The following is a 24258-nucleotide window of genomic DNA, read 5'->3' as shown; positions in this document are numbered from 1 at the left end:
TGACCGATTTTTTACTGGTATATCTATGTTATCGATCTTTGATATCTACAAAATTGGTGTGGGGCCATCGAGCTCTCACACCAACGGCCCAATGATTGCGGGTTTCCATTTCACACAGTTAATCGCTGATGAAATCGCAGAAGTGACGCGTGTTCAGGTGGATTTATACGGTTCTTTGTCATTGACTGGCATAGGTCACCACACAGATAGAGCAACCATCTTGGGGTTGCTCGGTAATAAGCCAGACACCATCAAAATTACCAGTGCCAACCAAGCTATGCGTCATGCAGTGGATAATGGTGAGATGGATCTTGCGGGCACGAAGCGTATTGTCTTCAACTACCAAACCGACATGTTATTCCACGAAGACAACCTGCCTTTACATGAAAATGGCATGATGATTACTGCATTCGATCAGACTGGAAACGTAATCGTTGATGAAACTTATTATTCGATTGGCGGTGGTTTTATCGCAACTGCTGACGAACTGCAAAATGGCACTCAAATCCAAGCAGTAGAAGTCCCTTTTCCATTTAAAAATGCCGATGAAATGCTGCAACAAGCCGATAATAGTGGGATGAGCTTGGGTGGCATGATTCTAAGAAATGAAGCGCAGTTCGAAGGATCTGACATTATTTCAGAGAAAGCGGATCAAATCTGGCGAGTGATGAGTCGTTGCATGGAACGAGGCTTTGAAACTGAGGGCATTCTTGATGGTGGCTTGAACGTCACTCGTCGTGCTCCAAACTTGTTGAAGAAGCTTGAAGCGAATGCGGCGGTTGAAAACGATCCAATGGAAATCATGGATTGGATTAACTTGTTCGCCTTTGCGGTGAGTGAAGAAAATGCGGCTGGTGGCCAAGTGGTAACATCACCAACCAATGGGGCGGCGGGTGTTATTCCTGCCGTGTTGATGTATTACCATCGCTTTATTAAAGAGCTCGATACTAAGCAATTAAAAGACTTTTTAGCCGTATCGGGCGCGATTGGTATTTTATACAAAACCAACGCTTCTATTTCCGGCGCGGAAGTAGGGTGCCAAGGTGAAGTAGGCGTGTCGTCTTCTATGGCGGCTGCGGGATTAACGGCACTACGCGGTGGCAGTAACGAGCAGATCTGTATCGCGGCGGAAATCGCGATGGAACATTCGTTGGGTATGACCTGTGACCCGATTGGCGGCTTAGTTCAAGTGCCGTGTATCGAGCGAAATGCGATGGGCGCGATGAAAGCTATCAACGCATCACGCATGGCTTTGAAGCGTAATAGTAAATCTTTGATCTCGTTAGATAAGGTTATTGCGACCATGTATCAAACGGGCAAAGACATGAACAAGAAATACCGAGAAACCTCACTCGGTGGCCTTGCCCTAATTCACCTTGCAGCGCCATGTGAGTAGCTATCAAACAGATCAATTAGGCTCAATATCAAAGCCCAGCATCGTTAGATTTTAAGATTTTAAGATTTTAAGGTGGCTGGGCTTTTAAGTATCATTTTTTGTTGCAAGACGACTGCTTATTAACTGAGAGCAAGATTATTCTCCAAGAGGGAGCTTATAGCTGTTTTTCAACTCTTTAACCGAGATATTCGACTGAATCGCACTTACACCTTTTACTCGTCTGATCGAGCTAATACGCTCAAAGTACTCTTCTAAATCTTTCGCTAGCACTTGAATCATATAGTCGGCGCCGCCTGCAATACAGTGACACATAGGAATCCAATCGGTTACTTCGACAAACTCTTCAAACGGTTCCGTGTTTTCAACCTCGTGGTTGCCCAGTGTCACTAGCGTAAAGCCTGCAACATGAAAGCCTAATTTCTTGCGATTCAGCTTAGCGGCGTAACCATCGATATAGCCAGTTTCTTCCATGCGTTTCCAACGGCGCCAGCATGGGGTTTCGCTGAGGTTAACTTTTTCCGCGAGCTTGCTGTTGCTCATGCGTCCGTCTTGTTGGATATGTTCTAAGATGGCGATATCTGTGTCATCTAACACTTCTTTGGTGGATTCTTTCTGTTTCATGGTGTTTTTAGGAAAGTCTTGCTCAAATTTGCATTAATATTAGCCTATATAGCAATTTAATTCCTAGTCGAATCTGTAAACTCTCTCCGTATAAATACTTTACTTATTAGGAGTGAGAGGAAATGAGCTCTCAATTAATGCTGGCGTTCTTGCTATTTTCAACATCAATTGCAATTACACCTGGGGCAGGCAATATCGCATTACTTGGGATTTCAAGTCGTTATGGATTTGCTGCGACTTTACCTTTTATCTCTGGGAACGCTGTTGGCATCATCATCGTACTGGCAGGATCCAGTGTCGGATTGGTGAGTCTATTTACCCTTTACCCAGATCTTTATAACATTTTGAAATACGCGGGTGCGGCTTACTTGCTGTTTATGGCGTGGTCGATTGCGAACATGCAAATCGAAGAAAGCACGACTGATAATCGCTCGGGCTTTATGTCAGGCGTGTTAGTGCAGGTGTTGAACCCTAAAGGTTGGATTGCTTCATTAACCGTGTTTTCGCAGTTCATCACCCCGAATGCAGATTACTTGATCCAAGTAGTGACTATTATCGCGGGTATGGTTATTACCGGTGTGCCGTGCATGTTGGTGTGGGCGTATTGCGGCACCATGCTGAAGAAATTACTGCAATCACCAAAACAGATGATGTTTGTGAACCGTTGCTTGGGTGGAAGCTTAGCGATGGTGGTTGCCTTTATGCTTTATCAACCGGCATAAATCACAAAGAAAAAAACCACTCCTAAATCCATAGGAGTGGTGTCTAAATGTCGACTAAGTCGTTAACAGTAAAGAAATAAGTTAACAAATATTTAAGGAACTTGAGCTAAAAGCTTTTATGCCTAGAAGCTTTTAAGTTTTAAGTTTTAAGTTTAAAGATTAAGCCGTTTCAGCCTCTTTAACTGGAGCTGAGTTACGGATTAGGTGGTCAAATGCACCTAAGCTTGCTTTTGCACCTTCACCCATTGCAATGATGATCTGTTTGTAAGGTACGGTTGTTACGTCACCCGCTGCGAATACACCTTTCATCGATGTTGCGCCATGAGCGTTAATTTCAATTTCACCGCGTGGTGAAAGCTCTACCTTCGAACCCTTCAACCATTCGCTGTTTGGCATCAGGCCGATTTGAACAAAGATACCTGCTAGTTCAATCTGTTTAAGTTCATCGGTGTTGCGGTCTTTGTATTCCAAACCGGTTACACGGTTGCCATCACCAATCACCTGCGTTGTTTGTGCCATCTTGATGATTTCGATGTTTGGTGTTGCGTTTGCTTTGTCGATAAGCACTTGGTCGGCACGCAGTGTGTCTGCAAATTCAAGTACGGTTACGTGTTCAACAAGACCCGCTAAATCAATCGCCGCTTCGATACCGGAGTTACCGCCACCAATAACCGCTGTTTTCTTACCTTTGAATAAAGGGCCGTCACAGTGTGGGCAGTAAGCGACGCCTTTGTTGCGGTAGTCTTGCTCACCCGGAACGTTCATTTCACGCCAGCGAGCACCAGTACTTGTGATGACCGTGCGAGATCGTAATGTTGCGCCGCTCTCTAGCTCAACGTGGATGTAACCGTCTTCTGTATCTTCAGCCGCAATGATGTTAGCCGCGCGCTGCTCAGTCATTACTTCAACACCGTACTCTTTTACGTGCTCTTCAAGGCTTGCCACTAACTTAGGGCCAGTTGTCGCTTTCACAGAGATAAAGTTTTCAATCGCCATCGTATCCATCACTTGGCCACCGAATCGGTCAGCAACCACACCAGTGCGAATGCCTTTACGTGCCGCATAAATTGCTGCTGAAGAACCTGCTGGGCCACCGCCGACAACCAATACATCAAACGGTGCTTGTTGGTTTAGGTTTGCCGCTTTCTTTTCTGCAGCGCCTGAATCAACTTTGTTAAGGATCTCTGCCAGTGACATACGGCCTTGACCAAATAGCTCACCATTAACGAATACGCTTGGTACTGCCATGATGTCGCGAGACTTCACTTCATCTTGGAATGCTGCGCCATCAATCATGGTTGTCTTAACCAGAGGGTTAATCGCCGACATCATGTTGAATGCCTGAACCACTTCTGGACAGTTTTGGCATGAGAGCGAGATAAAAATCTCTACATTAAGCTCTTGATCGAGTTCTTTAATTTGCTCGATTACGTCCGCTTCAAGCTTGATAGGGTGACCACCGCTATGAAGCAGTGCTAGAACCAGTGACGTAAATTCGTGACCCATTGGCAAACCGGCAAAACCGATCGCTGTGCCTTTCTCTTGGTTCACTACCTGCATGATTGGGCTGCGCGTGCTTGCGCTATCATCACGAGTTACTTCAATTTTGTCGGTTAAAGACGCGATGTCATTCGCCAGATCTTGAAGTTTGTTTGCGGTGTCGCTGCTATCAAGGCTCAGCACTAACTGAACATTGGTTTTTAGGTTTTCTAGGTATGCTTTTAGCTGCTGCTTCATTGCTTGATCTAACATAATCGTGCCTGCTCTTAAATTCGGTGTCTTGGTATTGACCAATACCTTCTTGCTGAAAAAGGGAAATAAAAAGGGGGCGCAAGTCGGCAAATATTGTGGTGTTGATGTTTTGAAAGGGTGGCGCGCGACTGCCCTTTAGGAGGGGGGCCGAAGCGCGCCTGTAGAACCGTTTAACTGTTCTGTTTTACTCGTTCTTTCTTGGCTATTCTTGTTTAGCTAGGCTTAGATTAAATCTTGCCTACTAGGTCTAGAGATGGCGCTAGAGTCTCTTCGCCTTCTTTCCATTTAGCTGGGCAAACTTCACCTGGGTGAGCGGCTACGTATTGTGCTGCTTTAACCTTGCGTAGTAGGTCTTCAGCGTCACGGCCGATGCCTTCAGCTGTGATTTCCATTGCTTGGATAACGCCTTCAGGGTCGATTAGGAACGTTGCACGGTCTGCAAGGCCTTGACCTTCACGCATAACGTTGAAGTTGTTTGTGATGTTGCCTGTTTGGTCGCCGACCATGAAGTATTCGATAGTGCCGATTTTGTCAGAAGTATCGTGCCATGCTTTGTGAGAGAAGTGCGTGTCAGTTGATACTGAGAAAACTTCTACGCCGCGAGATTGAAGCTCTGCGTATTTGTCTTGTAGGTCAACTAGCTCAGTTGGACATACAAACGTGAAGTCTGCTGGGTAGAAGAAGAATACAGCCCACTTGCCTTTAACGTCTTGCTCAGTGATTTCTACGAATTCGCCGTTTTTGAATGCTGTTGCGTTGAATGGTTTGATTTCTGTGTTGATCATGATTCGACTCTCTTTCTAATTTGTAGTGTTTAACGCTATCCCGCGTCGATGGAGCTATATTGCATTCGCACCGGAAATTAGTGAAATCGGACATTTCTATAGATTCAATAGGCAAATCCTATCTTCGTAAGAAGAGAACTATCGACAAAAGCTATCGATAAAAGTTATCAAACTAGGGCTACGTTTTATTTGGGTAGCTATGCTCTTTAGGTTGTGCTCTATTTCGGCTTATCTCTATCCACGTAAGTATCTATGTATCTAAGTAGTAGGTAAGTATCTAAGTAGGCAAGGGCAGGCGTGGCTTCTTTAAGCGAGCTGGGATTTGATGCTAAATCTTTAAATAACAAAAAATTATCATTAATATAATTAATGATAATTTCAGTTAATCGTTACATCTCCATATACTCTCTCCATCGAAACGAAACATCGAAGCCAGTCTTCGAAACGCACAGAATTAAAAACGAATTTGGAGTAAGTTATGAAAATGAATCACGTAGGCATCATGGTGGGTGACATGGATCAAGCAGTCGAGTTTTACACGAAAGCGCTGGGTCTAAGAATCGTAATGAACAACACTAAAGTGATGGAAGAGCGCGAATCAGCAATCGGCCGTATGTGTATCGCTGTGTTCGGTGAAGGCTTTAAAGGCTTCAACATTGCACACCTAGTAACTTCTGATGGTATTGGTGTTGAGCTGTTCGAAATGAAAGATCGCCAAGAGCGTCACGAAGTTGATTTCTCTCGCCTAGGTATCTTCCACTTCTGTCTGCAACTTCCAAAAGAGCAGTTTCATTCAGCGATTAAGCGTGTTGAAGAGTATGGCGGTAAGGTTCGTATGGACATCATGCGTTACCACCCAGAAGACGAACTAAAACAAGCGCAAATGGTTTATCTAGAAGACCCGTTTGGCAACCTATTCGAATTCTACTCGCACACATACGAAGACACGTACGCGACTGATTACGAGTAATCGCGTTACCTGCCTGTCATAAGGTAGAAAACCGAAACACCCCTAAAGAGGATTGGTAGAGATACCAATCCTTTTTTTGTGTTTGGATGTTTGGTTGAGTGACTTATCTATATGAAGTGATTAAGAAAGGTACAGATTTAAGGCGTTGTTAAAGTTGACGTTTTGAAGATAAAACCTTTCATGAATATGACGGAATAAAGCGTTGTTCATGAAAACATTGCGCCATCATACCGAATGGTAGCCTTGATTGAGTTGTGACTATACTCAGCACAATATTGCTAACCAACAACAACGAAAATAGAGAAACATGCAGAGATTAGCGTTCCCAAATCACATGAAAAAACGACATATCATCTTTACCGCTCTTATTCTTATGATATTAGCTGGATGCACCTCAACGTCGGCTGTCGGCAGTTCTAAAACAAAGGACTATGCCAAGTCACATGCTCTTGTGGGTAAAGCTTCTTGGTATGGCGATAAATTCCATGGAAAACTCACAGCAAGTGGTGAGACATACAACATGAATGCCTACACAGCGGCTCATAAAACCTTGCCCTTTGGGACGATCGTGAGAGTGACCAATACAGACAATGGCAAGTCGGTCGATGTGAAAATTAACGATCGAGGCCCTTACGTAAAAGGCCGAGTTATCGACCTTTCGCACAAGGCATTTGCACAAATAGGTAACGTTAAGCAAGGTACTGTGCCTGTCAAAATCGAGATAGTTGATGACAGTAATACCTTTAGGTATAAGCACTAACCAACTTCAAGTATTCCTTTGAATTGTCAACCACTACTATAAACGGTGCTAAGAGCTAGGCCGGTACTGGTTAGTAATCAAAAGTGAAATTGTATTCGTTAAGCAGGCTCACATCTTACTAAACTTGTGAGACATAAAATGGCCGACGGTTAAGTTGGGAATATAGAATTGAGTCGCTCCGCCAGGTAGGCCTTGCGAATTGCCTCTCATTTCAAGAGCTGTATTTCTTTTGGATTGTGAGCCTGCATCAATACGGTCCATCCCTTTAAAACCGCCAAACCAAGCATTACCTAGCAATATCACTCAGTGTTCATATATGTTCGGTTTTAATGCAATTGACAAGTGCGTTGGAGGCATGAGTTGATTCGCTATGTCTATATTCTTCCGTCGAAAATCTACATATAGGATGAGGATGATTAGGACTAAGAATAAGTGAACTTAGGTGAATGAAGGAGATTAAAAAATCGGCTTTCAATGCTGAACCAACAAGCGACATGTTAACTCTGGAAGGCGTCACTTCTCGTAAGCGCCAGATTGGCCCTGCAGTGCAAAAGGCAATTGAGAGCTTGTAAGTAGAAAGAGAGTTTGGGAAAGGGATTGGTAGAGAACCCCCCCTTTTTTTGATAAGCTAATTAACTTGGACTTTAGGACTAAATTCACCAGTGTTTTCGTTGGCAAAATACTAATACTCGCATTGTATAAATATGGTAAAAAGTAGAGTTTGGTTGTTTATATGAAGTGTATAAATAAAAATTTCTTTTTATTTGAGTAGAAATGCATTTTCTGTTGTCCAAAACACACAATGTTTCTACCTAAAGGATTTTATTCTGTATGAGAAAACTAATAATAACCGCTCTTTGTCTTTATATATCTGGCTGTGCAACCAACGGTGCTGTCTGCATTCCTACAGGAGTTAGTATTTACTGTGGTAGTGGTGTCTAAATAAACAATATCAATAGTGGACAACCAATAGTCAATTAATCTTAAAAATTATTTCCATTAGAATTATAGCCTTGTTCGGTTCTCAACCAAAACTCAGAAAGATCTTCAAATAGGTCGTCGTTGTCTAAGATACTTAAATGATTTTCGTCGTACCCGAAAATTTGGTCGGCGTTTAATTGAGCTGGACGCGAAAGCTGGCTTGATAGGTCAATGACGCCATCATTACTGTTGGTATTAAATAACTCCCCTGAATTGTATCCAAACGCTAAAAAGTGCGGGGTATGGTTTTTAGTTTTACTACCAAATAACTCGGCGATAAATTTTCCGTCTGGATTTAAATCTACCCAGGCTGGCATCACGATAGGGGAGTATTCAACTCCTTGCTTGGCGGATGCCACACCCCCAAACGGGGAAGATATGGTGGTGATGCTACTGACAAAATTGCACAACTGCCCGATTTGGCACTGACGAACACTGTTTGTCACGATAAGCCCACCCATGCTGTGTGCCACCACGTGTAATTGTTGGATCTTGTATTCCGTCACTATGGTATGCAGCAGGTTATTTAAGCCTTTCGAACTTAAAACCAGAGATAAGCCAGAAGGGTAGTTGAATACCCATATTTGGTATTTAGATTGATCGATTTTTTCGATTAATGGAGCAAAATCTAAAGCGGTTGCGTTGATACCATGTACAAATAGGATAGGGATTTTAGTTGGGTCGTATTCCGACAAAAAGTAGAGTCCAGCATTCCCTTCAAAAAAGAATGTTACTGGCTGCCACATGCCGAGCTTAGCGTTTTCTCGCTTAAAGGGCGGATCCGTTAAACTCACAACAGTGCCTATATCGACAAGATCCAATTCCACTTTCAGTAAAGAGGACAGTGAGTGATTAACAAAGGCTCTGGGCGCTTTGTTTTCGTCAATGGCGAGTGAAATTCTTACTGTAGAATTGTCTTGGTGATCGTGCAGATTAACGACACTGAATGGTTCGTCAGCTTGTAGGGTTAAATCTTGGTTTTTATCATCAAAGACAAGTAGGTAGTGTATTTTTCTAGATAGCTGCAATTGAATACTGTCGCTATCTATTATGCCGTCGTAGCCATCAACTTCGCTTTTATTGATATCTTTTATCTGTTGAATAACGACGGCTGAGCCCGACGCTGGTTCGGTCAAAATGATTTGGTACTGATCGGTATAGGCATCAATTGCGTTTATCTCGTTAGATAGATTTCTAAAATTACTGCACCCTGATAGCACTGAACTGAGTAACAATGCTGAACTGAAAAATATTGCAGTAAGTAATCGCCTCATTCTAATTTCATCCCCATATCAACAAGCTTCGTCATTCAATCAATAATTTTTATACATAAACAAACAGCATGAGTTTAATACTAGCAAGAAAACAGAGAGTTAGGTCATACGTTGTTCTTGAGCATGTATTGTCTTGGTCCGAGTTTACTTAGTTCACGCTGCTCGACCGCGGTATGGCTGATGTCGATTGTCTTTTCGATACTGATTGTCTTTCCGACCCTGATTGTTGGTATATGATTTTTACGATTCTCAATCGCTTTTATTCATGAAAATTATCGACATTAAGAAAAAAATTGAACTTTATTATTTTAGTTAAGTCGTATTGCTACGTTTACCATAACAAGACATCTGCAGTTTAGATATGATCTCAAGTCGAAACACACATCAGCTAACTCGTAGCGCACTATTATTAGTGGGTTGGGTTATCTGTTTCTGTCTCGCCAGTAATATGAGTTTTATCCAAGGCTGCAAAGTAAATTATGACAACAGTGATTCTGCTATTTCTACTGCCGTGCAGGCAAACAAGATTAGCGATGGTGGCGTTTTTATTGATGGGGCATCTCAATCCCAAGACGGCCAATCCGTCCAAAAATGTGAGTTATCAGAACATCTGATAAATTTTGATCACCACCAAGTCAATGATCAAGCAATATTCACGTACTTCATACTCGTTGTCGTCGTATTGTGGCTGCTAAGTACTGTCCCGTATTTCCCTCCCTTCACTGAGCTAATCCTCCACAAAGGTAGGCGCATCCATCTCAAGGTCTGTGTCTTTAAAGAATGAGAATAAGAGCGTTTAACTAACACTCATATTATTCATTTTTTAAGGAAAAATTAGACATGCCTAAAAGCAAAATGTCATTGCGCTTTGTTGTGCTTTGGCTATTCGTTGCGCTGTGTTCAACATTCACTGTGAACGCAAGTGCGAGCGAATCGATGACTCCTGTTACAACGGGTTGGATGCAAGACAAGTTACATCCGTATGTAGAAACGCGTTTTGTCATGACAGGACAAATTAATAAAGAAGATAAAACCGCGGCGGGTTATCTGGAAGTGAACCTTTCTGATGAATGGAAAACTTACTGGAGAAGTCCTGGCGAAGGAGGCATTGCGCCCAAAATTAAATGGGCCGACTCTAAGAACGTTTCGCAACTGCAATGGTTTTGGAAGTTTCCTCAACGCTTCAACTTGCTCGGCATAGATACGCTGGGCTACAAGCACAACATCATCTTTCCGATGAATCTTCATATTGATGATATGAACAAACCTGTTGAGCTCCATGCAGTGCTGACGATGTCTTCATGCACCACCATATGTATTCTCACGGATTTTGACATCAACTTGGTGTTTAACCCAAGTGAGATGACCGTGAATAACGACGCGATGCTTGTCTACGCAAAAGCAATGAGCGAAGTGCCGAAAGACTCACCGCTTGTAGAGGGCACATCTACGATTTGGGATGCTCACAAGTCGCAACTTCAAGTTATTGCTACACATCAAATTGGTTGGACTGCACCCGATATAATCGTGGATGGTGATTCAGATGAAATTCAAGATGCTGAATTTGGTATTCCTCACATTGAAATTGAAGGTAACCAAGCCATTGCGACTTATGACGTAAGCAGCTGGATGGGCACACCCGATCTCAACAACCAACACATTCGTGTAAGCATCAAAGACAAAGACTTCATCACAGAATACCCAGCCACCGTTACCAACGGCATAGTGGGTAATAGCTCTATGATAAGTATGGTGCTTTTGGCGCTATTAGGAGGGTTGATTCTCAATATCATGCCCTGTGTATTCCCTGTACTTGGAATGAAACTGAGTGGGGTTATTTCTGCTCAAGGCATGGCAAGAAAACAGGTTAGGTTCCAATTCCTTGCATCTGCGAGTGGCATCCTCGCATCCTTCTGGTTAATCGCCACTTTCTTGGCTGTGTTAAAAATATCAGGCAGCGTTATCGGTTGGGGAATTCAGTTCCAAAATGGTTGGTTTATCGGTGGGATGTTTATCGTCACAGCCCTTTTCAGCGCCAACATGTTAGGGCTTTTCGAGATCCGTCTTTCATCGAATACAAGTACGTGGATGGCAACCAAGGGAGACAGTAGTTACGTCGGACACTTTACTCAAGGCATGTTCGCAACGCTATTGGCTACGCCATGTTCTGCTCCATTTCTTGGGACAGCCGTTGCATTTGCTCTTGCCACGACTATCCCGACGATGTTTGGTATTTTCACCGCACTTGCCGTTGGTATGGCACTTCCATGGATCATCGTTGCTGCATTCCCATCGATAGCTTTGGCGCTGCCTAAACCAGGAGCATGGATGAACCGTGTTAAATACCTGTTCGGCGGAATGATGCTAATCACTAGCGTTTGGCTCTTTAGCTTGCTTCGACCTCATGTCCCTCAATTGTGGCTATACGCAATACTGGCGGTCAGTGTTTGCCTATTGCTTGTCAGGTTGGTTCAAGTGCATGGAATCAAGACTGCGGGTGCTGTTGCCTTGCTGCTGTTGAGTGTTATCTCTGCCTCGTTATTTGTCGAGAAGGCAACATCCAAAATTCTGCCACCAGAACCTGAGTGGGAAGCTTTGTCGACCGTAGCCATTGATGATCATGTTGCTAACGACAAAGTAGTTTTCGTTGATGTTACCGCTGATTGGTGCGTGACTTGTAAAGCAAACAAGATCGGGGTTCTCTTACAAGATCCTGTTTACAGCGTATTGACTGAAGGTGATGTAGTGCCGATGGAGGGCGATTGGACTGTACCGAGTGATAGCGTCACGTCATACCTACAAGATCACAACCGTTTCGGTGTTCCGTTCAATATGGTTTATGGCCCTAACGCTCCGGAAGGTATTGAGCTTCCTGTCATCTTAACCAGTGATGCGGTTATGGAAGCCATTGAGAAAGCAAAAGGTGGTGACGAATGATGAGAAAAAAAGCTAAGGCAAAACCTCAGGCCAAAAAGCAGAAGTTGAGATCGGCATTACTGTATACCTTGTTTGCATTGGTCGTGGTCTTTGGTGTTGATTATTGGCGTACAAAAGACGTTCCAATGCAGAACGTTCCGCCAATGGTTGGGATGTCGTTATCCGGTAAACCGATAGATGTAATAGAGATGAGTAAGAAAGAGCCGGTATTAGTTTATTTTTGGACGACATGGTGCGTCGCCTGCAAATTTGTGACGCCAGTGGTTGATTGGTTTTCATCAAGCTATCCCGTCGTTGGTGTATCACTGACTTCGGGTAAAGATGAAAGAGTTCAACGCTATATGAATGCTAAAGGGTATAGCTACGACAACATTAATGACACTCAAGGTAAAATTGCACGCGATTGGGGAATCTCCTTAACGCCAACACTCATTGTTATTAATGATGGAAAAGTAACAAGTGTTACTTCAGGAATTACTACGCCAATAGGTATCGCAGCCCGACTTTGGTTAGCTAAGTATTAATGGGAAAAATATGAAATTCATTACAAAAAGCATCATCACACTATTGGTTACTCTGGCTTTCTCACCCGTCACTTTCGCAATGACAAAACAAGAAAAAATTGCCGAGATAACGCAAATGCTAGAAACGAACGAAGGTATTATCGATTCAGTTCACGACAGTCTAGCTGCTTACATAGATCAACAAAGTAGCTTTGATAAAACGTTAGTTGAGAGTCATGACTTTATTTATAACAACCCACATCACCCTTGGTATGGTTCCGAACATCCAAAACTGACGATCGTAAATATGACTGATTTTAGTTGCCCGTGGTGTAAAAAATTAGACCCTGTTCTTCGAAAAATAGCGGATGAGTTCCCTAATGACATCAAGGTGATAAATATTTATATCCCTCTAAAGGAGAGAGATTCGCCATTGAACTCAGCAACTTTTGGACTCAATGTCTGGAACAATGACAAAGAAAAATACAAAGCAGTTGAAGAGATGTTGATCAGTAAGCCTGGTATTCACAACGTTCGTTCGATAATGAAAGTAGCGAAGAAGAACAAAGCCACCGATTATGTTTCTTCAGACAGTGAAATAGCGATTGAAGTTGCTGAAAACTATAACTTATTTACGAGGCTGGGTGTTCGGGGTACACCAGCGATGCTAATTGATGGAACATTGCTCCCCGGCTACTTGCCATACGAAAAACTATATCCAATAGTAAAGGCTAAGCTAGAAGAGAAAAGTAAATAGAATAAATTTACGATAACTTAATTATTATCTTTGATGGATAAAAAGCCCTATTGATTAGGGCTTTCTATCATTTAAATATTAATTGTAAAAGTAGATTGCAAATTAATAAACAATATACAACGCAGCTAGTCCAAATATGCCTAGAAAACTCAGAACACCACATGTCGAGTACAACAACAGTCTCATTGTTAATTCCTGATTACAAAAAATGATTAATAGTATTTACTTTATAAATTGTCTTATGTGCAATTTAAGGGCGAGGGGTTGACAAGGTTATATTAAAATAGCACCTCCAGATAAATTATCATTTAACATTTAGTTAGAGTTTCCCATGCTGAAATAATTCCCTTTACTCTGTGTTTTTTACAAAGTAATTAGAGGTTGTTTATGTTTAATTTTTACAGGTTGCTATTCTATTTTATTTCTTGTGTGGTTGTTATTTGGGTGGGTAATACGTGAATGTAAATTAATTCATAGAGTGGGAATTAACTCGAAAAACGGAAACTAACTCGTAGAATGGAAGTTAATTTCTCTAATCTGGGTGATCAAGTTATCCTCGATGAGGACTGATACGCTCTCGATTAAGTTGTTATCAACACCGTTAAATACGTTCACGTTAGTGATTAGCTTTTTCATAGTCTGCACCTTTTGGAAATGAGTGTGTGTCGCTGATGGAGTCATCATATGGGGGCAGCATTTGAAGAATGGCCATTTGGTGACAGTGATGAATTGGGTGTGTTTTTGCTATTGCTATAAGAGAAGGAAGGGGGATTTCTGTCGAATCATTAATTTGAATAATGATTATTGGTGGTGTCACAAAATGGTAAGTTTTGCTCCTTTTCGAGCGCTAAGATGTATTTCAAATCAAGGCGACTTATCAAATTAGAGAGAGACAGAATGACTAAATCAGACAAAGTTTACGGGTTCAACACACCACAACGTCTATTTGTAGGTTACACGTTAGCTGTGCTGGTGGACTTAGTGGTACTTAACTTTTTCGATGAGTACTGGGACTTCGTCAACATTGAGTCTTTCACTATTTCTTTGATAGCAGCGTTATTACTGCAGTTATTGTTGAAGCTCTCTATTGGCTTAGAGCACAAGATTGCTGAGCACTTCAAAAGTAAACCGGGTACCGGGCCTAAGGTTTATCGCGCCATCACTACTTACATCATCTTGGTGGGTTCAAAGTTCGTGATGCTAGAAGCGATTAACTTATTGTTCGGCGAGAAGGTGAGCTTTACAGGCCCTTGGAATGGTGTAGTGGCGTTCTTCGCCGTGGTATTTACGATTCTCATTGCTGAAGTAATTGTATCGAAGATCTACTTTGCGCTTGATGATAAACAAGAATCAAACTTGAAAGAAAAGACAGCTTAAGCATAAGTAGAGTTAAACATAGGGGAGTTCGGAATGAACCCTCAATTGAAAAGGGTTGGCATGTTTGCCAACCCTTTTTGTCTTTTAGCTATCCCACACTTTAGAGTAAGCGACTAATTCAGCTTATGCAGACCGATTAATTAGTACTTAACTTGGTAGTTCAGAGTGTAAGTACGGCCGCGGCCTTTGTAGTCATACGCTGCTGAGTCGTAATGAGACGAGTAAAGGATTTGAGCACGTTGACCCCAAACAGTGGTGTAGTCTTTGTTCAGTAAGTTTTGAATACCAAAACCTAGACTACCGACAGGAAGCTGATACGTACTCACTAGATCAAACACGGTGTAGCCATCAAGTTTGTTTTTGTCGTCTTCGTAATCAAACATAGTTTGGCTTTGTACTTTTACAGATAGGTCTGTGTCATACCAACCTGCCCAAGCACTTGCTTTAGAAGTACTTGCACTTCCTGCAGATACATCTTTCCAACCGTCGTTACCTTTCACTTCAGAGGTGACGTAGTGACCAGAAGCGCCCAGTTGAATGTTGTCATGTACCCAGTAAGAAGCCATCGCCTCTAGCCCGTACACTCGCTTTTTGTCATTGATGTTTTCAATCAGCAATGTCTTTCTGTTGTACTTCACTGATTTGTCAGATTGTGAGTAATAAGCCGCGGTTTGCAAGCTTAGCTCGCCAGTATCAAGGCGGTAACCTAACTCGAAACTGTTGGTTTTGATACCAGACATTTTTGAGTCATTAACGTTGATGCTGTCGTTGAGTTTCCAGTGATCACCAACGAGCTTGTAGCTGCCTTGTCCGTAGTATTTAGCTGGGTCTGCAAGGTCGAAACCTTGCGAGAAGTTTGCCCAAACTTGAGACTCGTTATTAAGGTGGTAGATCGTACCTAGGTTAAATAAGCCAACACCGTAATCAGTTTCACCACCTGGTACTGCGTCTGCTGTTTTGCCTTTACCAGCAGCAATTTTCTTCTGCTGGCTGTAGCCGACAAAATCATCAATCTTGTTAGAGATGTATTGGTAGCGGAATCCACCTTCCACCGTCCAATCATCGGTGATCGCATAGTCAGATTGTATAAAGCCTGCGATAGAGCTGACTTTAACACCTGCATAGCGACCCACTTGTGCATAGGTCTTGTTGACTAAGTTGCCTGAATTGTTCGCAATGGTGCGATCGTAAAGCGCTTGATTGCTATCAAGCTGATCTTGATACGCATCGATACCATAAACAATATTGAACTTATTGAAGCTCTTAGCCAGTGCTGTTTTTAATGAAATAACATCGGTAATTTGTTGACCAGAAGATTGGAAGTAAGGCGTGTAAGTTTGGTCTTCTTTACGGTATGAAGCTTCAGCAATAAACTGATGCCCAAGGAATTGATCATCGACGTAAGAGGCACTCAGCATGATGCGCTCAGTTCCGTGTTCGCGATCCGAGTAAAACCCTTTACGTACGTCAACAAAATCGCGCCCGGTGATGTATAGACCGTAAGGAGAGTTTTGCTGGCTATCGTAATATTGTGCTAGGAAGTTGAGCTTTTTGGTCTCAGACAGGTTCACGCCGACAGTTGTCAGGAAATCTACCGTCTTGTTGAACTGCAGTGAGCCTTGTGAAATGTCAGGAGTAACAATATCGCCATCTGCATCGAATACACCTTGTGTCTCGGTGTAAACCACAGAAGAGCGAGCTTGAACTTTGTCGTTACCGCCAGAGATAGATTGACCGACTTTGTAATCGAAATCTTCACCTGAATTAAAGCCCGATGAACCACCGACATAAGATTCGAATTCTAATTCTTCACCTTGTGCTTTTTTGGTGATGATGTTGATGACACCACCAGAAGCACCGGCACCGTAGATAGATGTTGCACCCGATAACACTTCGATGCGATCAATGTTAAATGGGTCGATTGAATCTAAGTGGCGGCTGATTTGGCGAGAGGATTGCAGTGATACGCCATCGATCATAACGAGCATCTTACGGCCACGTAGATTCTGACCATAGTTAGTACGAGCGCCGCTGCTTACATCTAAAGAGGGAATGCTCGCCGATAGAATTTCACCTAATGATTTACCGCCACGGTATTCCTGTTCGATTTTATCTGCGTCGATGTACCAAACTGTTCCCGGAATATCGCTGATCGCTTTAGGCGTTCGGCTTGCGACAACCACCATGTTTTCTTCGGTTGTGTATTCTTGTGCTTGGGCTGTAAACACTGTGCTTGCTGCGACAATCGCTAGCGTAACGGTGGAAAGCTTGAAACTTCCTTTTTCGGTTTTCATTTTGTTCTCAATCTTGATCAATAAAAGGCTGCACAAAGACTCATATTTGTGCGATGACTTTGTTTTTTATAAGTAAACAAGCGTTCATCTTTACTGGTTAGTAATAAATGAAGCCTCCTAAATTAGAAAAGAGGTTAACAGTGGTCACTTACTTATGGCCCCAAACATACTCATCTCGATATCTTTCAAGCTTGTATACGTTCGCATTCACGCCACCTAAGCGGTTACTACTTCTATAGTTAAAGTACGAAGTATTATCGTTTACTTTATCAATTCTAAATAAGAATCATTATTATTGTGTTTTTGTTGCGAAAATACAATGTGAAAATGCAATTTTATTTTATAGATTTGGAAACACTTGTTTGCCGAGGGGGTTAGTCACTCGGGCTGAACAGAGCCAGTGCCTTGTTCCGCAAGTGTTTAAGCGGGTGTGAACCATATAATTCAGAAGGTGTGAAAGTGCAGGTATTAGGGCCTGTTGATCTTTTGAACAAAATTTAACAACGAAAGGTAAACAGGCCCTCGTGTGTTCGTGAAGTCAGAATGGTATTTTCGATGGTAGAAGGACACGATAAGGGCAGCCATGATTTGACTGCTCACGTAGTTAACTGTTTTTTGCCATGATGCTGTTGATTAAGCTTTCTCGCTGCTCCATAGAGACCGTCATTACGTCGTTGTAGGTGCGTTTCATGACTCGAATGTCATTTTCCAGTAGCAGAGCTAATTTTGTCGAGGCCGTTTGGTTGTCACCTTCGAGCACCAATTCGATGATCTCTAGGCGACGCTGGCACGATTTAGTGACCGAAGATTGAATGTGCATCGAGACGAGATCGGTCGCTTTACGTAGGCGATTATGTTGTTGCATGGTGCTCAATAAGAAGCGATTTCCTGAACATGCGGCAAGTTGCTCGTGAAACTCAGCACTGAGGCTAAAGAGTTGACTGGCGTTGACAGATTCTGGGGCGTTAATCGCTTGAGCATGGCGATCTCGGCAGCTTTCAATTGCACTGTTATCAAGTGTCCATGTTGGTTCGAGTAGGCCAGCAGGCTCGAAAATGAGTCGACAGCGATAACTTTCGGTGTGTCTTTCTAGGGTGTTCAACACACCATCAAGCTGCCATTTGTATCCTGGACTGCGACGAAAAATACCATCGCTTTCTAACAGACGCAGTACGCTTTGCATCTCACCACGGTTGGCATCATAACGTTGTTGCAGGTCTTTCTCGGAAAACGACTGACCTAACTCACTAAAAAATAAATCCATGAGTACGCGCAGGTATAATTGTTCTTGGCGAGGTTGTTGGTCGTTGTCTTGGCCTGAAATTTCGATATCTGCCGCATCGGTTTGTAATACAGACCCTTTATAAGGGACGACTTTAGTGATGCCTTGCGCTGACAAGTGCTTTAATACCGCTCGAATAGGGCTTCTTGATACTTCGAATTGCTGCGCCAAAGATGATTCGTTTAGGCTGCTTCCCGCTTTCGCGTTGTCGGCTTTTAGCCTCGCGATGACCTTGAATAACAAATTTTGTTGGAGCTTTGTAATTGTCGTTATGTCCATGACGCTCAGAGTATGTGTTTAATCTTGATTCCATGGTAAACACAAAAAGGCTTAAATACCATAAATTGTGTTTTTGTAACCAAAAGACAATGTTAATCGACCTGTTGCAATGGATAGGTTGGTTGGTAATTTAGCGGTTCGTTGGGAATTGAATGGTTGGCGGTTATTGATAGCTTTGTTGGCAAGTGTGCCATACCAATCACAGTAAGTAAGTGTTCAAAAATAGCGCAGGAAAAAGGCTTGAGAGCAAGGCTGCTCTTTTCGACAAGAAGTTTCGATAAGTAGTTATTCTACAATCAAAAATTCTAACACAGTTATCGAGCGTTTTAACCAGCTAGGGTGACCAGTTATTTACTACGATTGGTATTAATGAGTGGGTAAGAAGAGAGCCCGCTTAAAGCCTCGACTGCAAATGGAGGCTTCAAACGGGGGCTTTAACCGGAGAAAGTGACTTCTCGTGTGTGCTTATTTTCTCATTAGATAGAGGAAGTAGCCGCCACCAATCAGAGAGGCTAATAGACCTGCCGGGAACTGCCAAGGGAACCATAGCGTACGACCAATCCAGTCTGCAGCCACCATGATGATAGCGCCTAATAATGCTGCTGTGAGCATTTGAGGAATCGCGCGATATTGGTGAAGCGAACGCGCCATGTGTGGCGCCAATAATCCAATGAAACTTAATGGCCCAATGACGATGGTGCACAGAGTTGTTAGTGCCGCGACTAGCAAAAGCAAAGCCAATCGAACAGCGGTTGTGTTCATACCTAGGCTGCTTGTGGTGACGTCGCCTAAGTTAATCAGCTCTATCCAGCGATTCAAAGACAGCGCCACTGCACTGATGATGGCAACCCCAACGGCGAGCAAAATGACATCTTGATTAGCGACTAAATAAGTCGAGCCTGAAAGCCAAGTGAGGAGCGCGGTTGCATTCTCATTACCCGAGCTCATTGTGATGCGCAATAGAGCGTCGAGCCCTGCACTTAGCGCGATGCCTGTTAACAAGGTTTGCGTTGGGGCGAAATTGTGTTTTCTTCCCATTAACCAAACCACGGCAGTCACTGAAGTTGCACCGAGTGTACCAAGCAGCATTTGCTCTTCTCGGCCGACTGCAGTGCCAAATAGTGTGCCGAGCACTAACGCCAGAGCAGCCCCTGAGCTGATCCCCAATACTTCGGGGCTCGCCATTGGGTTGTTTGAGATGCGTTGAATAATCGTGCCTGCAAACGCAAGCCCGATCCCTGCCAATAGCGCGACTAATACACGCGGTAGACGTAGATCGAATAGCGATGGGTTGAGTTCAACATTCCAACCGAACTGGTTTTTACCTACTGTAAGGGCAAGAACACACATTGCCATCAATAGTACTGACATCGCGGCCAGTACTTTACGCGTACTGACGAATTTGTAGTGCTCAATGGTTTCACTGCGGTTTTTGAGATCGGACTGCAGCTTGGTACGTTGCAGTAACCACAATAAGAAAGGAGCACCCAGTAGCGCCGTCATTGCGCCGGTAGGGAGCAGTTCGCCACCGAAGCCAGAGAAGGGCTGAATCACTAAATCCACAATCAATAGAATGAAGCTGCCTACCAACCCGCTGACCAGAATCTGTTTCGCGAGTGCTCTTACACCGATAAGCCTAGCGATAGCAGGAGCCACAATGCCAACGAATCCGATTAAGCCTACTTCACTGACTACGGCTGCAGTAATAAAGATCGCCAACGATAAGCAAAGCAATTTGATTTGTTTGATGTTTACACCAAGCGAAGTGGCGACATTATCGCCAAATTGCAGCGCTGATAATGGACGCTGTAAAACCAGTAATAACAGCGTCGGGATCGAGACTAAAGGTATGAGAACCTGCACGCTCGACCAATCATTCTGATTCAGTACACCTGCACCCCAAACAAAAATACTGGTAAGCCGTTGTTCATGCAGCATGAGCAACATGGTGTTGAGTGAGCCTAAAAATAGGCTGACCACCATACCGGCTAACACCATGTGTAATGGTGAAAAGCCTCGTGCAGAACTTAAGGTAAAAACTAAGCCTGTTGCAAGGCAGCCCCCAATGAAAGCGGGAATAAACCCTGGGATAGCTAGGTTAGCAGGAATTAAAAGGATCCCTAATACCATGCCGAGTTCTGCGCCCGCAGCAACACCCAATGTGGTAGGTGAGGCAATGGGGTTACGCAGTACAAATTGCATCACACACCCAGCGACTGCCAGTGCAAAACCACAAATGAGAGCGACGGTAAGCCTAGGTAAATAGGTGAGGTGAGTAATCAGATGCTGATAATTTGAAGAATCAAAGTGAAACAGCGTATCCCAAATCAAGCCAACCCCTTGCGAGTAAGGAGCGGTAATTTGCAGTAGCGAGCTGATCAACAAAACAGCAGCGACAGGTAGTGCCGCTGCCTTGATACTGAATCGCCCGGTGACGGTTTTTTCGATCTTTGCGGTAGCCATTATTTTTGGATAAGCAGTTCGGTAATGTGGTCACTAAACCTTTGAGCGGCGATTAGCCCACCGAAGGTCCAGATGGTAGGAAGTTCGTAAACGGAGTCTGTACGCGTAAACGCCATCGCTTGCCAAAGAGGGGATTGAGTCAGTTTCTTATGCTCTTCTTCCGTTAGCGGGCCAAAGATCATCACATTCGTCTGTTGGTGTTCAGCGAGCCTTTCAGTACCTGTAGTGGTAAAACCCCAGAGGTTTGTCTGCTCTTGCCAGTCGTTTTTAAGACCCATGCTGCTTATGGTGGCTTGCGCTAATGAACCTTGGCTATGAATGCGTAAGGTTTTGTCGTTGATAAAGCGTGCAAAAATCAGTGGTTTGTCTGAGTTGCCTGCGGCACGTATTTTTTCACCATTATCGCTTAATCTCTTGTTTGTCTCATCAATCACTTGTTGGGCGCGTTGTGCTTTGTTAAATAGCTTGCCTAAAGAGAGGGTAACCGAAGTTGCGGATTCAAGAGGTTGTTTCTTTTTGCTGTAGACACTGTAAACCAAGACAGGTGCGATTTTATTGAGCTGGTGGTAGGCCGCCGCCATATGCTCACTGATTAAAATGACGTCAGGTTTGAGTTCTGTTAGTAGCTCTAGGTTTGGTTCTCTTCGAGATCCCACATCTGTCACGTCTGCATTTAACGCAGGTTTTACCACCCATTGCTGATAACCTTGTGCGTCTGCCACACCTTGCAACTCAACGCCTAGGCTTAATACGGTTTCGGTGAGTGCCCAATCTAAAGCCACCACTTTTTTAGGTGTAGCATCGAAAGAGACACTGCCCATTTCATGTTTGATTTCTAGTGCGTGAACGCTCTCTAGAGCAAGGGCGTTGAAAGCTAATACTGTGAACAGCATGGTGATGAACTTTTTCACAACAGGTTCCTTTTGATTTAAGGGATGTAGCTGATAGGTTGCCCTGTCTCAGGGTGTTTAAAGAGCGCAAGCTCCATTCCGTAGATTTGCATTAGTGTTTCTGGCGTCATCAAATCTTTAGGCGAACCGGAAGCAATCACTTTCCCAGAATGAAGCGCAATCAAATGATCACTGAATTTGGCGGCCATGTTCACATCATGAAGCACCATGATCACGGTTAAGCCGAGTGACTGATTAAGCTCTCTGATTAAAGCGAGCAATTCATGCTGGTGCGCGACATCGAGTGCTGAGGTTGGTTCATCAAGCAAAATACATTGGCTTTGCTGAGCAAGTAGCATGGCGACCCAAGCTCTTTGTCTTTCTCCGCCGGAAAGTGTTGCGACAAATCGGTCAGAAAAGGCGTTAAGGCCAACTTTCTCAATCGCTTCGTCTACGATGGCATAATCATCTTTGCTGTAACGTCCAAATGCGCCTTTCCATGGGTAACGGCCAAAGCAAACCAGTTCACGAACGGTTACGCCATCAGTAATCGGTGGGTGCTGCGGCAGGTAGGCGACTTGGTGTGCAAATTCAAGGTTACTGTATGAGGCGAGTGGTTGCTCATTGAAGAAAACGTCACCTTCTGTTGGCGTATTTTGTCGACTTAACAGTTTAATTAGTGTCGATTTGCCACATCCATTATGACCAAGCAAGGTGGTGATCTTCTTTGGTTCAAAGGTCAAAGTCGTTGGCGAAAGGATTTTCTTACCGTCGATTTCGAACGAGGCATTGGTAAGTGTGTACATAATGCAATATGAAGTTGAGTTATGGGCTGCTAGCCGCTAATGTAACACAGTGAAATCAAAATGATAATTATTCGCTAAATCAATCTATTTATCATTGTAATATGCTCGTGCCCACTACGAACCTACCAACCTTATCTAGCGCCTTCGATATTATGTCTGTGATACAAAATAAAAAATTTCAACTATTGGCTATTGGTCTTGCTTCGGCTCTTATGGGAATTGGGCAAAACGGCTTACTCGTTTCCCTGCCTTTTCTTGTGGAACAGTCTGCATTCAGCTTGCCTACGTGGTCGATTCTTATCGCAATAGGAAGCATATTATTTCTGCCGTCTGCGCCTTTTTGGGGAAGGCAGAGCGACAAATATGGACCTAAACAAGTCGTCATTCAGGCATTGGTAGGCATGGCCGTCAGCTTTGCTTTTTTGTGTTTTTTTGCGATGAATAGTGACCAAGAAAAGGCGCTAGTGTTTTGTTTGATCGGACTGGTGGTGGCGCGAATAATTTATGGTTGTACGGTGTCTGGAATGGTGCCCGCGAGTCAACATTGGGCGATATTGTTGTGTGGTGAGAGAAACCGTTTACAGGCTATTACTTCGGTGAGTCTTGGCCTAAGTGTTGGTCGATTAATTGGGCCTTTGGTCTCCATTTTAGCGTTAAAGTTATCGCCTTTTGCTCCCCTGATCGTGATGATCTTTTTGCCGTGTGTTGCTTTACTTGTCACGATGTTGTTACCAACCCCTAAAGAAGAAACTCGGAAGGCAGAAGGAATAGGGCAAGCACCTTGGTTACCGAATAAAACATTACTGCCTTTTTTATCTTGCGGGATGTTGTTGTGTGCCGCAGTCGCGTTGTTGCAATACAGTTTTTCTCCACTGATCTATTCGATCACCCGTTGGCCTACCGATCAAATAAGTGACACGATCGGGATTCTTTTGACTATCAGTGCTGCCTGTACTTTTGCTACTCAACTCTTGGTTATCAAAAAAGAAAAGCTGACACCGTTTGTTATGTACCGTTGGGGGGCATTGGGTTTGCTTGTCGGCTTTGGAGTGTTCTTGATTCCCAGTATGTGGGCGTTAGCTGTGGCGATGGTACTGACAGCGATTGGCGCAGCGTTGCTTGTTCCTGCTTACACGTTATTCGCCACCGAAAAGCAAAGTGAGGCTCTGGGCGCAGCCGCAGGGTACATCGCTATGTCTCATACTCTAGGCTATGGCGTCGCTTCATTACTTGCGTTTACTTCAACCTTGAACCCTCAGTATCCCATCTACTTATGTGGGCTATTTTCTCTACTGATTTTCGCGACGACTTATGTTGTAAAAATAAAGGGAAATACCAAGCTCGCTGAGCAAGCTTAATCTTATATTTCCCCTGATACTTTTTAGTGAATCAATTGGAAGTGAGCTAAC

At 43.5% G+C, this 24258-nt stretch carries 19 protein-coding genes and 1 pseudogene; 10 read left to right on the top strand and 10 right to left on the bottom strand.

From position 1 onward, the window contains the following. Nucleotides 1–25 precede the first annotated feature (25 nt). Nucleotides 26–1396, top strand: a complete 1371-nt coding sequence (locus AB4180_RS02510) for an L-serine ammonia-lyase (protein ID WP_102249526.1) — start codon at nucleotides 26–28, stop codon at nucleotides 1394–1396. Between the two features lie 135 nt (nucleotides 1397–1531). Here the strand turns inward: AB4180_RS02510 and AB4180_RS02505 are convergent, their stop codons facing one another. After that, nucleotides 1532–2017 carry an Lrp/AsnC family transcriptional regulator gene (locus AB4180_RS02505; RefSeq protein WP_017110015.1) on the bottom strand — a complete coding sequence of 162 codons (486 nt, stop codon included), beginning with the start codon at nucleotides 2015–2017 and terminating at the stop codon, nucleotides 1532–1534. A 122-nt stretch (nucleotides 2018–2139) separates the two neighbouring features. On the opposite strand from AB4180_RS02505, the gene AB4180_RS02500 reads away from it, so the two are divergent. After that, on the top strand, nucleotides 2140–2739 hold the full coding sequence (locus AB4180_RS02500; protein WP_012604451.1) for a LysE family translocator: 600 nt from the start codon (nucleotides 2140–2142) through the stop codon (nucleotides 2737–2739). A 159-nt stretch (nucleotides 2740–2898) separates the two neighbouring features. Here AB4180_RS02500 and ahpF read toward each other — a convergent pair whose 3' ends face one another. Next, entirely contained in the window at nucleotides 2899–4491 is a 1593-nt protein-coding gene (gene ahpF / locus AB4180_RS02495; RefSeq protein WP_102249527.1) for an alkyl hydroperoxide reductase subunit F, read from the bottom strand. Nucleotides 4492–4718: 227 nt separating this feature from the next. Beyond that, nucleotides 4719–5276: an alkyl hydroperoxide reductase subunit C gene (ahpC, locus tag AB4180_RS02490; protein WP_004736364.1), complete on the bottom strand. Its 558-nt coding sequence runs from the start codon at nucleotides 5274–5276 to the stop codon at nucleotides 4719–4721. A 478-nt stretch (nucleotides 5277–5754) separates the two neighbouring features. Between ahpC and AB4180_RS02485 the strand changes: the two genes are divergently transcribed. From AB4180_RS02485 to AB4180_RS02475, 3 genes and pseudogenes are all read left to right on the top strand, one after another. Beyond that, nucleotides 5755–6246 carry a VOC family protein gene (locus AB4180_RS02485; RefSeq protein ID WP_029223140.1) on the top strand — a complete coding sequence of 164 codons (492 nt, stop codon included), beginning with the start codon at nucleotides 5755–5757 and terminating at the stop codon, nucleotides 6244–6246. Between the two features lie 307 nt (nucleotides 6247–6553). After that, nucleotides 6554–7006 carry a septal ring lytic transglycosylase RlpA family protein gene (locus AB4180_RS02480; protein WP_009847204.1) on the top strand — a complete coding sequence of 151 codons (453 nt, stop codon included), beginning with the start codon at nucleotides 6554–6556 and terminating at the stop codon, nucleotides 7004–7006. Nucleotides 7007–7458: 452 nt separating this feature from the next. After that, nucleotides 7459–7578, top strand: a pseudogene (locus AB4180_RS02475) (manganese-dependent inorganic pyrophosphatase); the annotation flags it as partial. A 411-nt stretch (nucleotides 7579–7989) separates the two neighbouring features. On the opposite strand, the gene AB4180_RS02470 reads toward AB4180_RS02475, so the two are convergent. Beyond that, entirely contained in the window at nucleotides 7990–9261 is a 1272-nt protein-coding gene (locus tag AB4180_RS02470) for an alpha/beta fold hydrolase (RefSeq protein ID WP_102249529.1), read from the bottom strand. A gap of 840 nt (nucleotides 9262–10101) precedes the next feature. On the opposite strand from AB4180_RS02470, the gene AB4180_RS02465 reads away from it, so the two are divergent. From AB4180_RS02465 to AB4180_RS02455, 3 genes are read left to right on the top strand one after another with little or no spacing between them, the layout of a single operon-like run. Beyond that, nucleotides 10102–12198: a protein-disulfide reductase DsbD gene (locus AB4180_RS02465; RefSeq protein ID WP_102249530.1), complete on the top strand. Its 2097-nt coding sequence runs from the start codon at nucleotides 10102–10104 to the stop codon at nucleotides 12196–12198. Then, nucleotides 12195–12722 (top strand): protein disulfide oxidoreductase, encoded by a 528-nt coding sequence (locus tag AB4180_RS02460; RefSeq protein WP_102249531.1) that lies wholly within the window; start codon nucleotides 12195–12197, stop codon nucleotides 12720–12722. The genes AB4180_RS02465 and AB4180_RS02460 overlap by 4 nt, the downstream gene beginning before the upstream one ends. 10 nt (nucleotides 12723–12732) lie before the next feature. After that, nucleotides 12733–13458, top strand: a complete 726-nt coding sequence (locus tag AB4180_RS02455) for a DsbA family protein (protein ID WP_009847198.1) — start codon at nucleotides 12733–12735, stop codon at nucleotides 13456–13458. A 504-nt stretch (nucleotides 13459–13962) separates the two neighbouring features. Here the strand turns inward: AB4180_RS02455 and AB4180_RS02450 are convergent. Next, the gene (locus AB4180_RS02450) at nucleotides 13963–14094 is read right to left on the bottom strand and encodes a hypothetical protein (protein WP_017100407.1); all 132 of its coding nucleotides are present in this window, start codon (nucleotides 14092–14094) and stop codon (nucleotides 13963–13965) included. Between the two features lie 261 nt (nucleotides 14095–14355). Here AB4180_RS02450 and AB4180_RS02445 point away from each other — a divergent pair, with 261 nt between their 5' ends. Continuing rightward, nucleotides 14356–14835, top strand: a complete 480-nt coding sequence (locus AB4180_RS02445) for a hypothetical protein (protein WP_009847195.1) — start codon at nucleotides 14356–14358, stop codon at nucleotides 14833–14835. 140 nt (nucleotides 14836–14975) lie between these two features. On the opposite strand, the gene AB4180_RS02440 is transcribed toward AB4180_RS02445, so the two are convergent. From AB4180_RS02440 to AB4180_RS02420, 5 genes are all read right to left on the bottom strand, one after another. Beyond that, complete coding sequence (locus AB4180_RS02440) at nucleotides 14976–17129, bottom strand: TonB-dependent receptor (RefSeq protein WP_102249532.1); 2154 nt, start codon at nucleotides 17127–17129, stop codon at nucleotides 14976–14978. Nucleotides 17130–17733: 604 nt separating this feature from the next. After that, nucleotides 17734–18690: a GntR family transcriptional regulator gene (locus AB4180_RS02435; RefSeq protein ID WP_102249533.1), complete on the bottom strand. Its 957-nt coding sequence runs from the start codon at nucleotides 18688–18690 to the stop codon at nucleotides 17734–17736. 465 nt (nucleotides 18691–19155) lie between these two features. Next, nucleotides 19156–21153: a Fe(3+)-hydroxamate ABC transporter permease FhuB gene (gene fhuB, locus AB4180_RS02430; protein WP_102249534.1), complete on the bottom strand. Its 1998-nt coding sequence runs from the start codon at nucleotides 21151–21153 to the stop codon at nucleotides 19156–19158. Beyond that, entirely contained in the window at nucleotides 21153–22064 is a 912-nt protein-coding gene (locus AB4180_RS02425) for an iron-siderophore ABC transporter substrate-binding protein (protein WP_017096909.1), read from the bottom strand. Before AB4180_RS02425 ends, fhuB begins: the two co-directional genes overlap by 1 nt. A 17-nt stretch (nucleotides 22065–22081) precedes the next feature. Next, nucleotides 22082–22849 (bottom strand): ABC transporter ATP-binding protein, encoded by a 768-nt coding sequence (locus AB4180_RS02420; protein ID WP_017104133.1) that lies wholly within the window; start codon nucleotides 22847–22849, stop codon nucleotides 22082–22084. Between the two features lie 101 nt (nucleotides 22850–22950). Between AB4180_RS02420 and AB4180_RS02415 the strand changes: the two genes are divergently transcribed. Next, nucleotides 22951–24207, top strand: coding sequence for an MFS transporter (locus AB4180_RS02415; RefSeq protein WP_102249535.1), 1257 nt, complete (start codon nucleotides 22951–22953; stop codon nucleotides 24205–24207). Nucleotides 24208–24258 lie beyond the last annotated feature (51 nt).

The sequence above is a fragment of the Vibrio sp. 10N.286.49.C3 genome (genome assembly GCF_041469545.1).
Classification (GTDB): Bacteria; Pseudomonadota; Gammaproteobacteria; order Enterobacterales; family Vibrionaceae; genus Vibrio; species Vibrio tasmaniensis_A.
The sequence above is the reverse complement of the archived record's forward strand: the minus strand, read 5'-3'. Positions and strand labels throughout refer to the sequence as shown.

Excerpts from the sequence above, each read along its gene's own strand:
- AB4180_RS02510 (WP_102249526.1), top strand. The coding sequence starts at position 26 with ATGTTATCGATCTTTGATATCTACAAAATTGGTGTGGGGCCATCGAGC.
- AB4180_RS02505 (WP_017110015.1), bottom strand. The coding sequence starts at position 2,017 with ATGAAACAGAAAGAATCCACCAAAGAAGTGTTAGATGACACAGATATC.
- AB4180_RS02500 (WP_012604451.1), top strand. The coding sequence starts at position 2,140 with ATGAGCTCTCAATTAATGCTGGCGTTCTTGCTATTTTCAACATCAATT.
- ahpF (WP_102249527.1), bottom strand. The coding sequence starts at position 4,491 with ATGTTAGATCAAGCAATGAAGCAGCAGCTAAAAGCATACCTAGAAAAC.
- ahpC (WP_004736364.1), bottom strand. The coding sequence starts at position 5,276 with ATGATCAACACAGAAATCAAACCATTCAACGCAACAGCATTCAAAAAC.
- AB4180_RS02485 (WP_029223140.1), top strand. The coding sequence starts at position 5,755 with ATGAAAATGAATCACGTAGGCATCATGGTGGGTGACATGGATCAAGCA.
- AB4180_RS02480 (WP_009847204.1), top strand. The coding sequence starts at position 6,554 with ATGCAGAGATTAGCGTTCCCAAATCACATGAAAAAACGACATATCATC.
- AB4180_RS02470 (WP_102249529.1), bottom strand. The coding sequence starts at position 9,261 with ATGAGGCGATTACTTACTGCAATATTTTTCAGTTCAGCATTGTTACTC.
- AB4180_RS02465 (WP_102249530.1), top strand. The coding sequence starts at position 10,102 with ATGCCTAAAAGCAAAATGTCATTGCGCTTTGTTGTGCTTTGGCTATTC.
- AB4180_RS02460 (WP_102249531.1), top strand. The coding sequence starts at position 12,195 with ATGATGAGAAAAAAAGCTAAGGCAAAACCTCAGGCCAAAAAGCAGAAG.
- AB4180_RS02455 (WP_009847198.1), top strand. The coding sequence starts at position 12,733 with ATGAAATTCATTACAAAAAGCATCATCACACTATTGGTTACTCTGGCT.
- AB4180_RS02450 (WP_017100407.1), bottom strand. The coding sequence starts at position 14,094 with ATGAAAAAGCTAATCACTAACGTGAACGTATTTAACGGTGTTGATAAC.
- AB4180_RS02445 (WP_009847195.1), top strand. The coding sequence starts at position 14,356 with ATGACTAAATCAGACAAAGTTTACGGGTTCAACACACCACAACGTCTA.
- AB4180_RS02440 (WP_102249532.1), bottom strand. The coding sequence starts at position 17,129 with ATGAAAACCGAAAAAGGAAGTTTCAAGCTTTCCACCGTTACGCTAGCG.
- AB4180_RS02435 (WP_102249533.1), bottom strand. The coding sequence starts at position 18,690 with ATGGACATAACGACAATTACAAAGCTCCAACAAAATTTGTTATTCAAG.
- fhuB (WP_102249534.1), bottom strand. The coding sequence starts at position 21,153 with ATGGCTACCGCAAAGATCGAAAAAACCGTCACCGGGCGATTCAGTATC.
- AB4180_RS02420 (WP_017104133.1), bottom strand. The coding sequence starts at position 22,849 with ATGTACACACTTACCAATGCCTCGTTCGAAATCGACGGTAAGAAAATC.
- AB4180_RS02415 (WP_102249535.1), top strand. The coding sequence starts at position 22,951 with ATGCTCGTGCCCACTACGAACCTACCAACCTTATCTAGCGCCTTCGAT.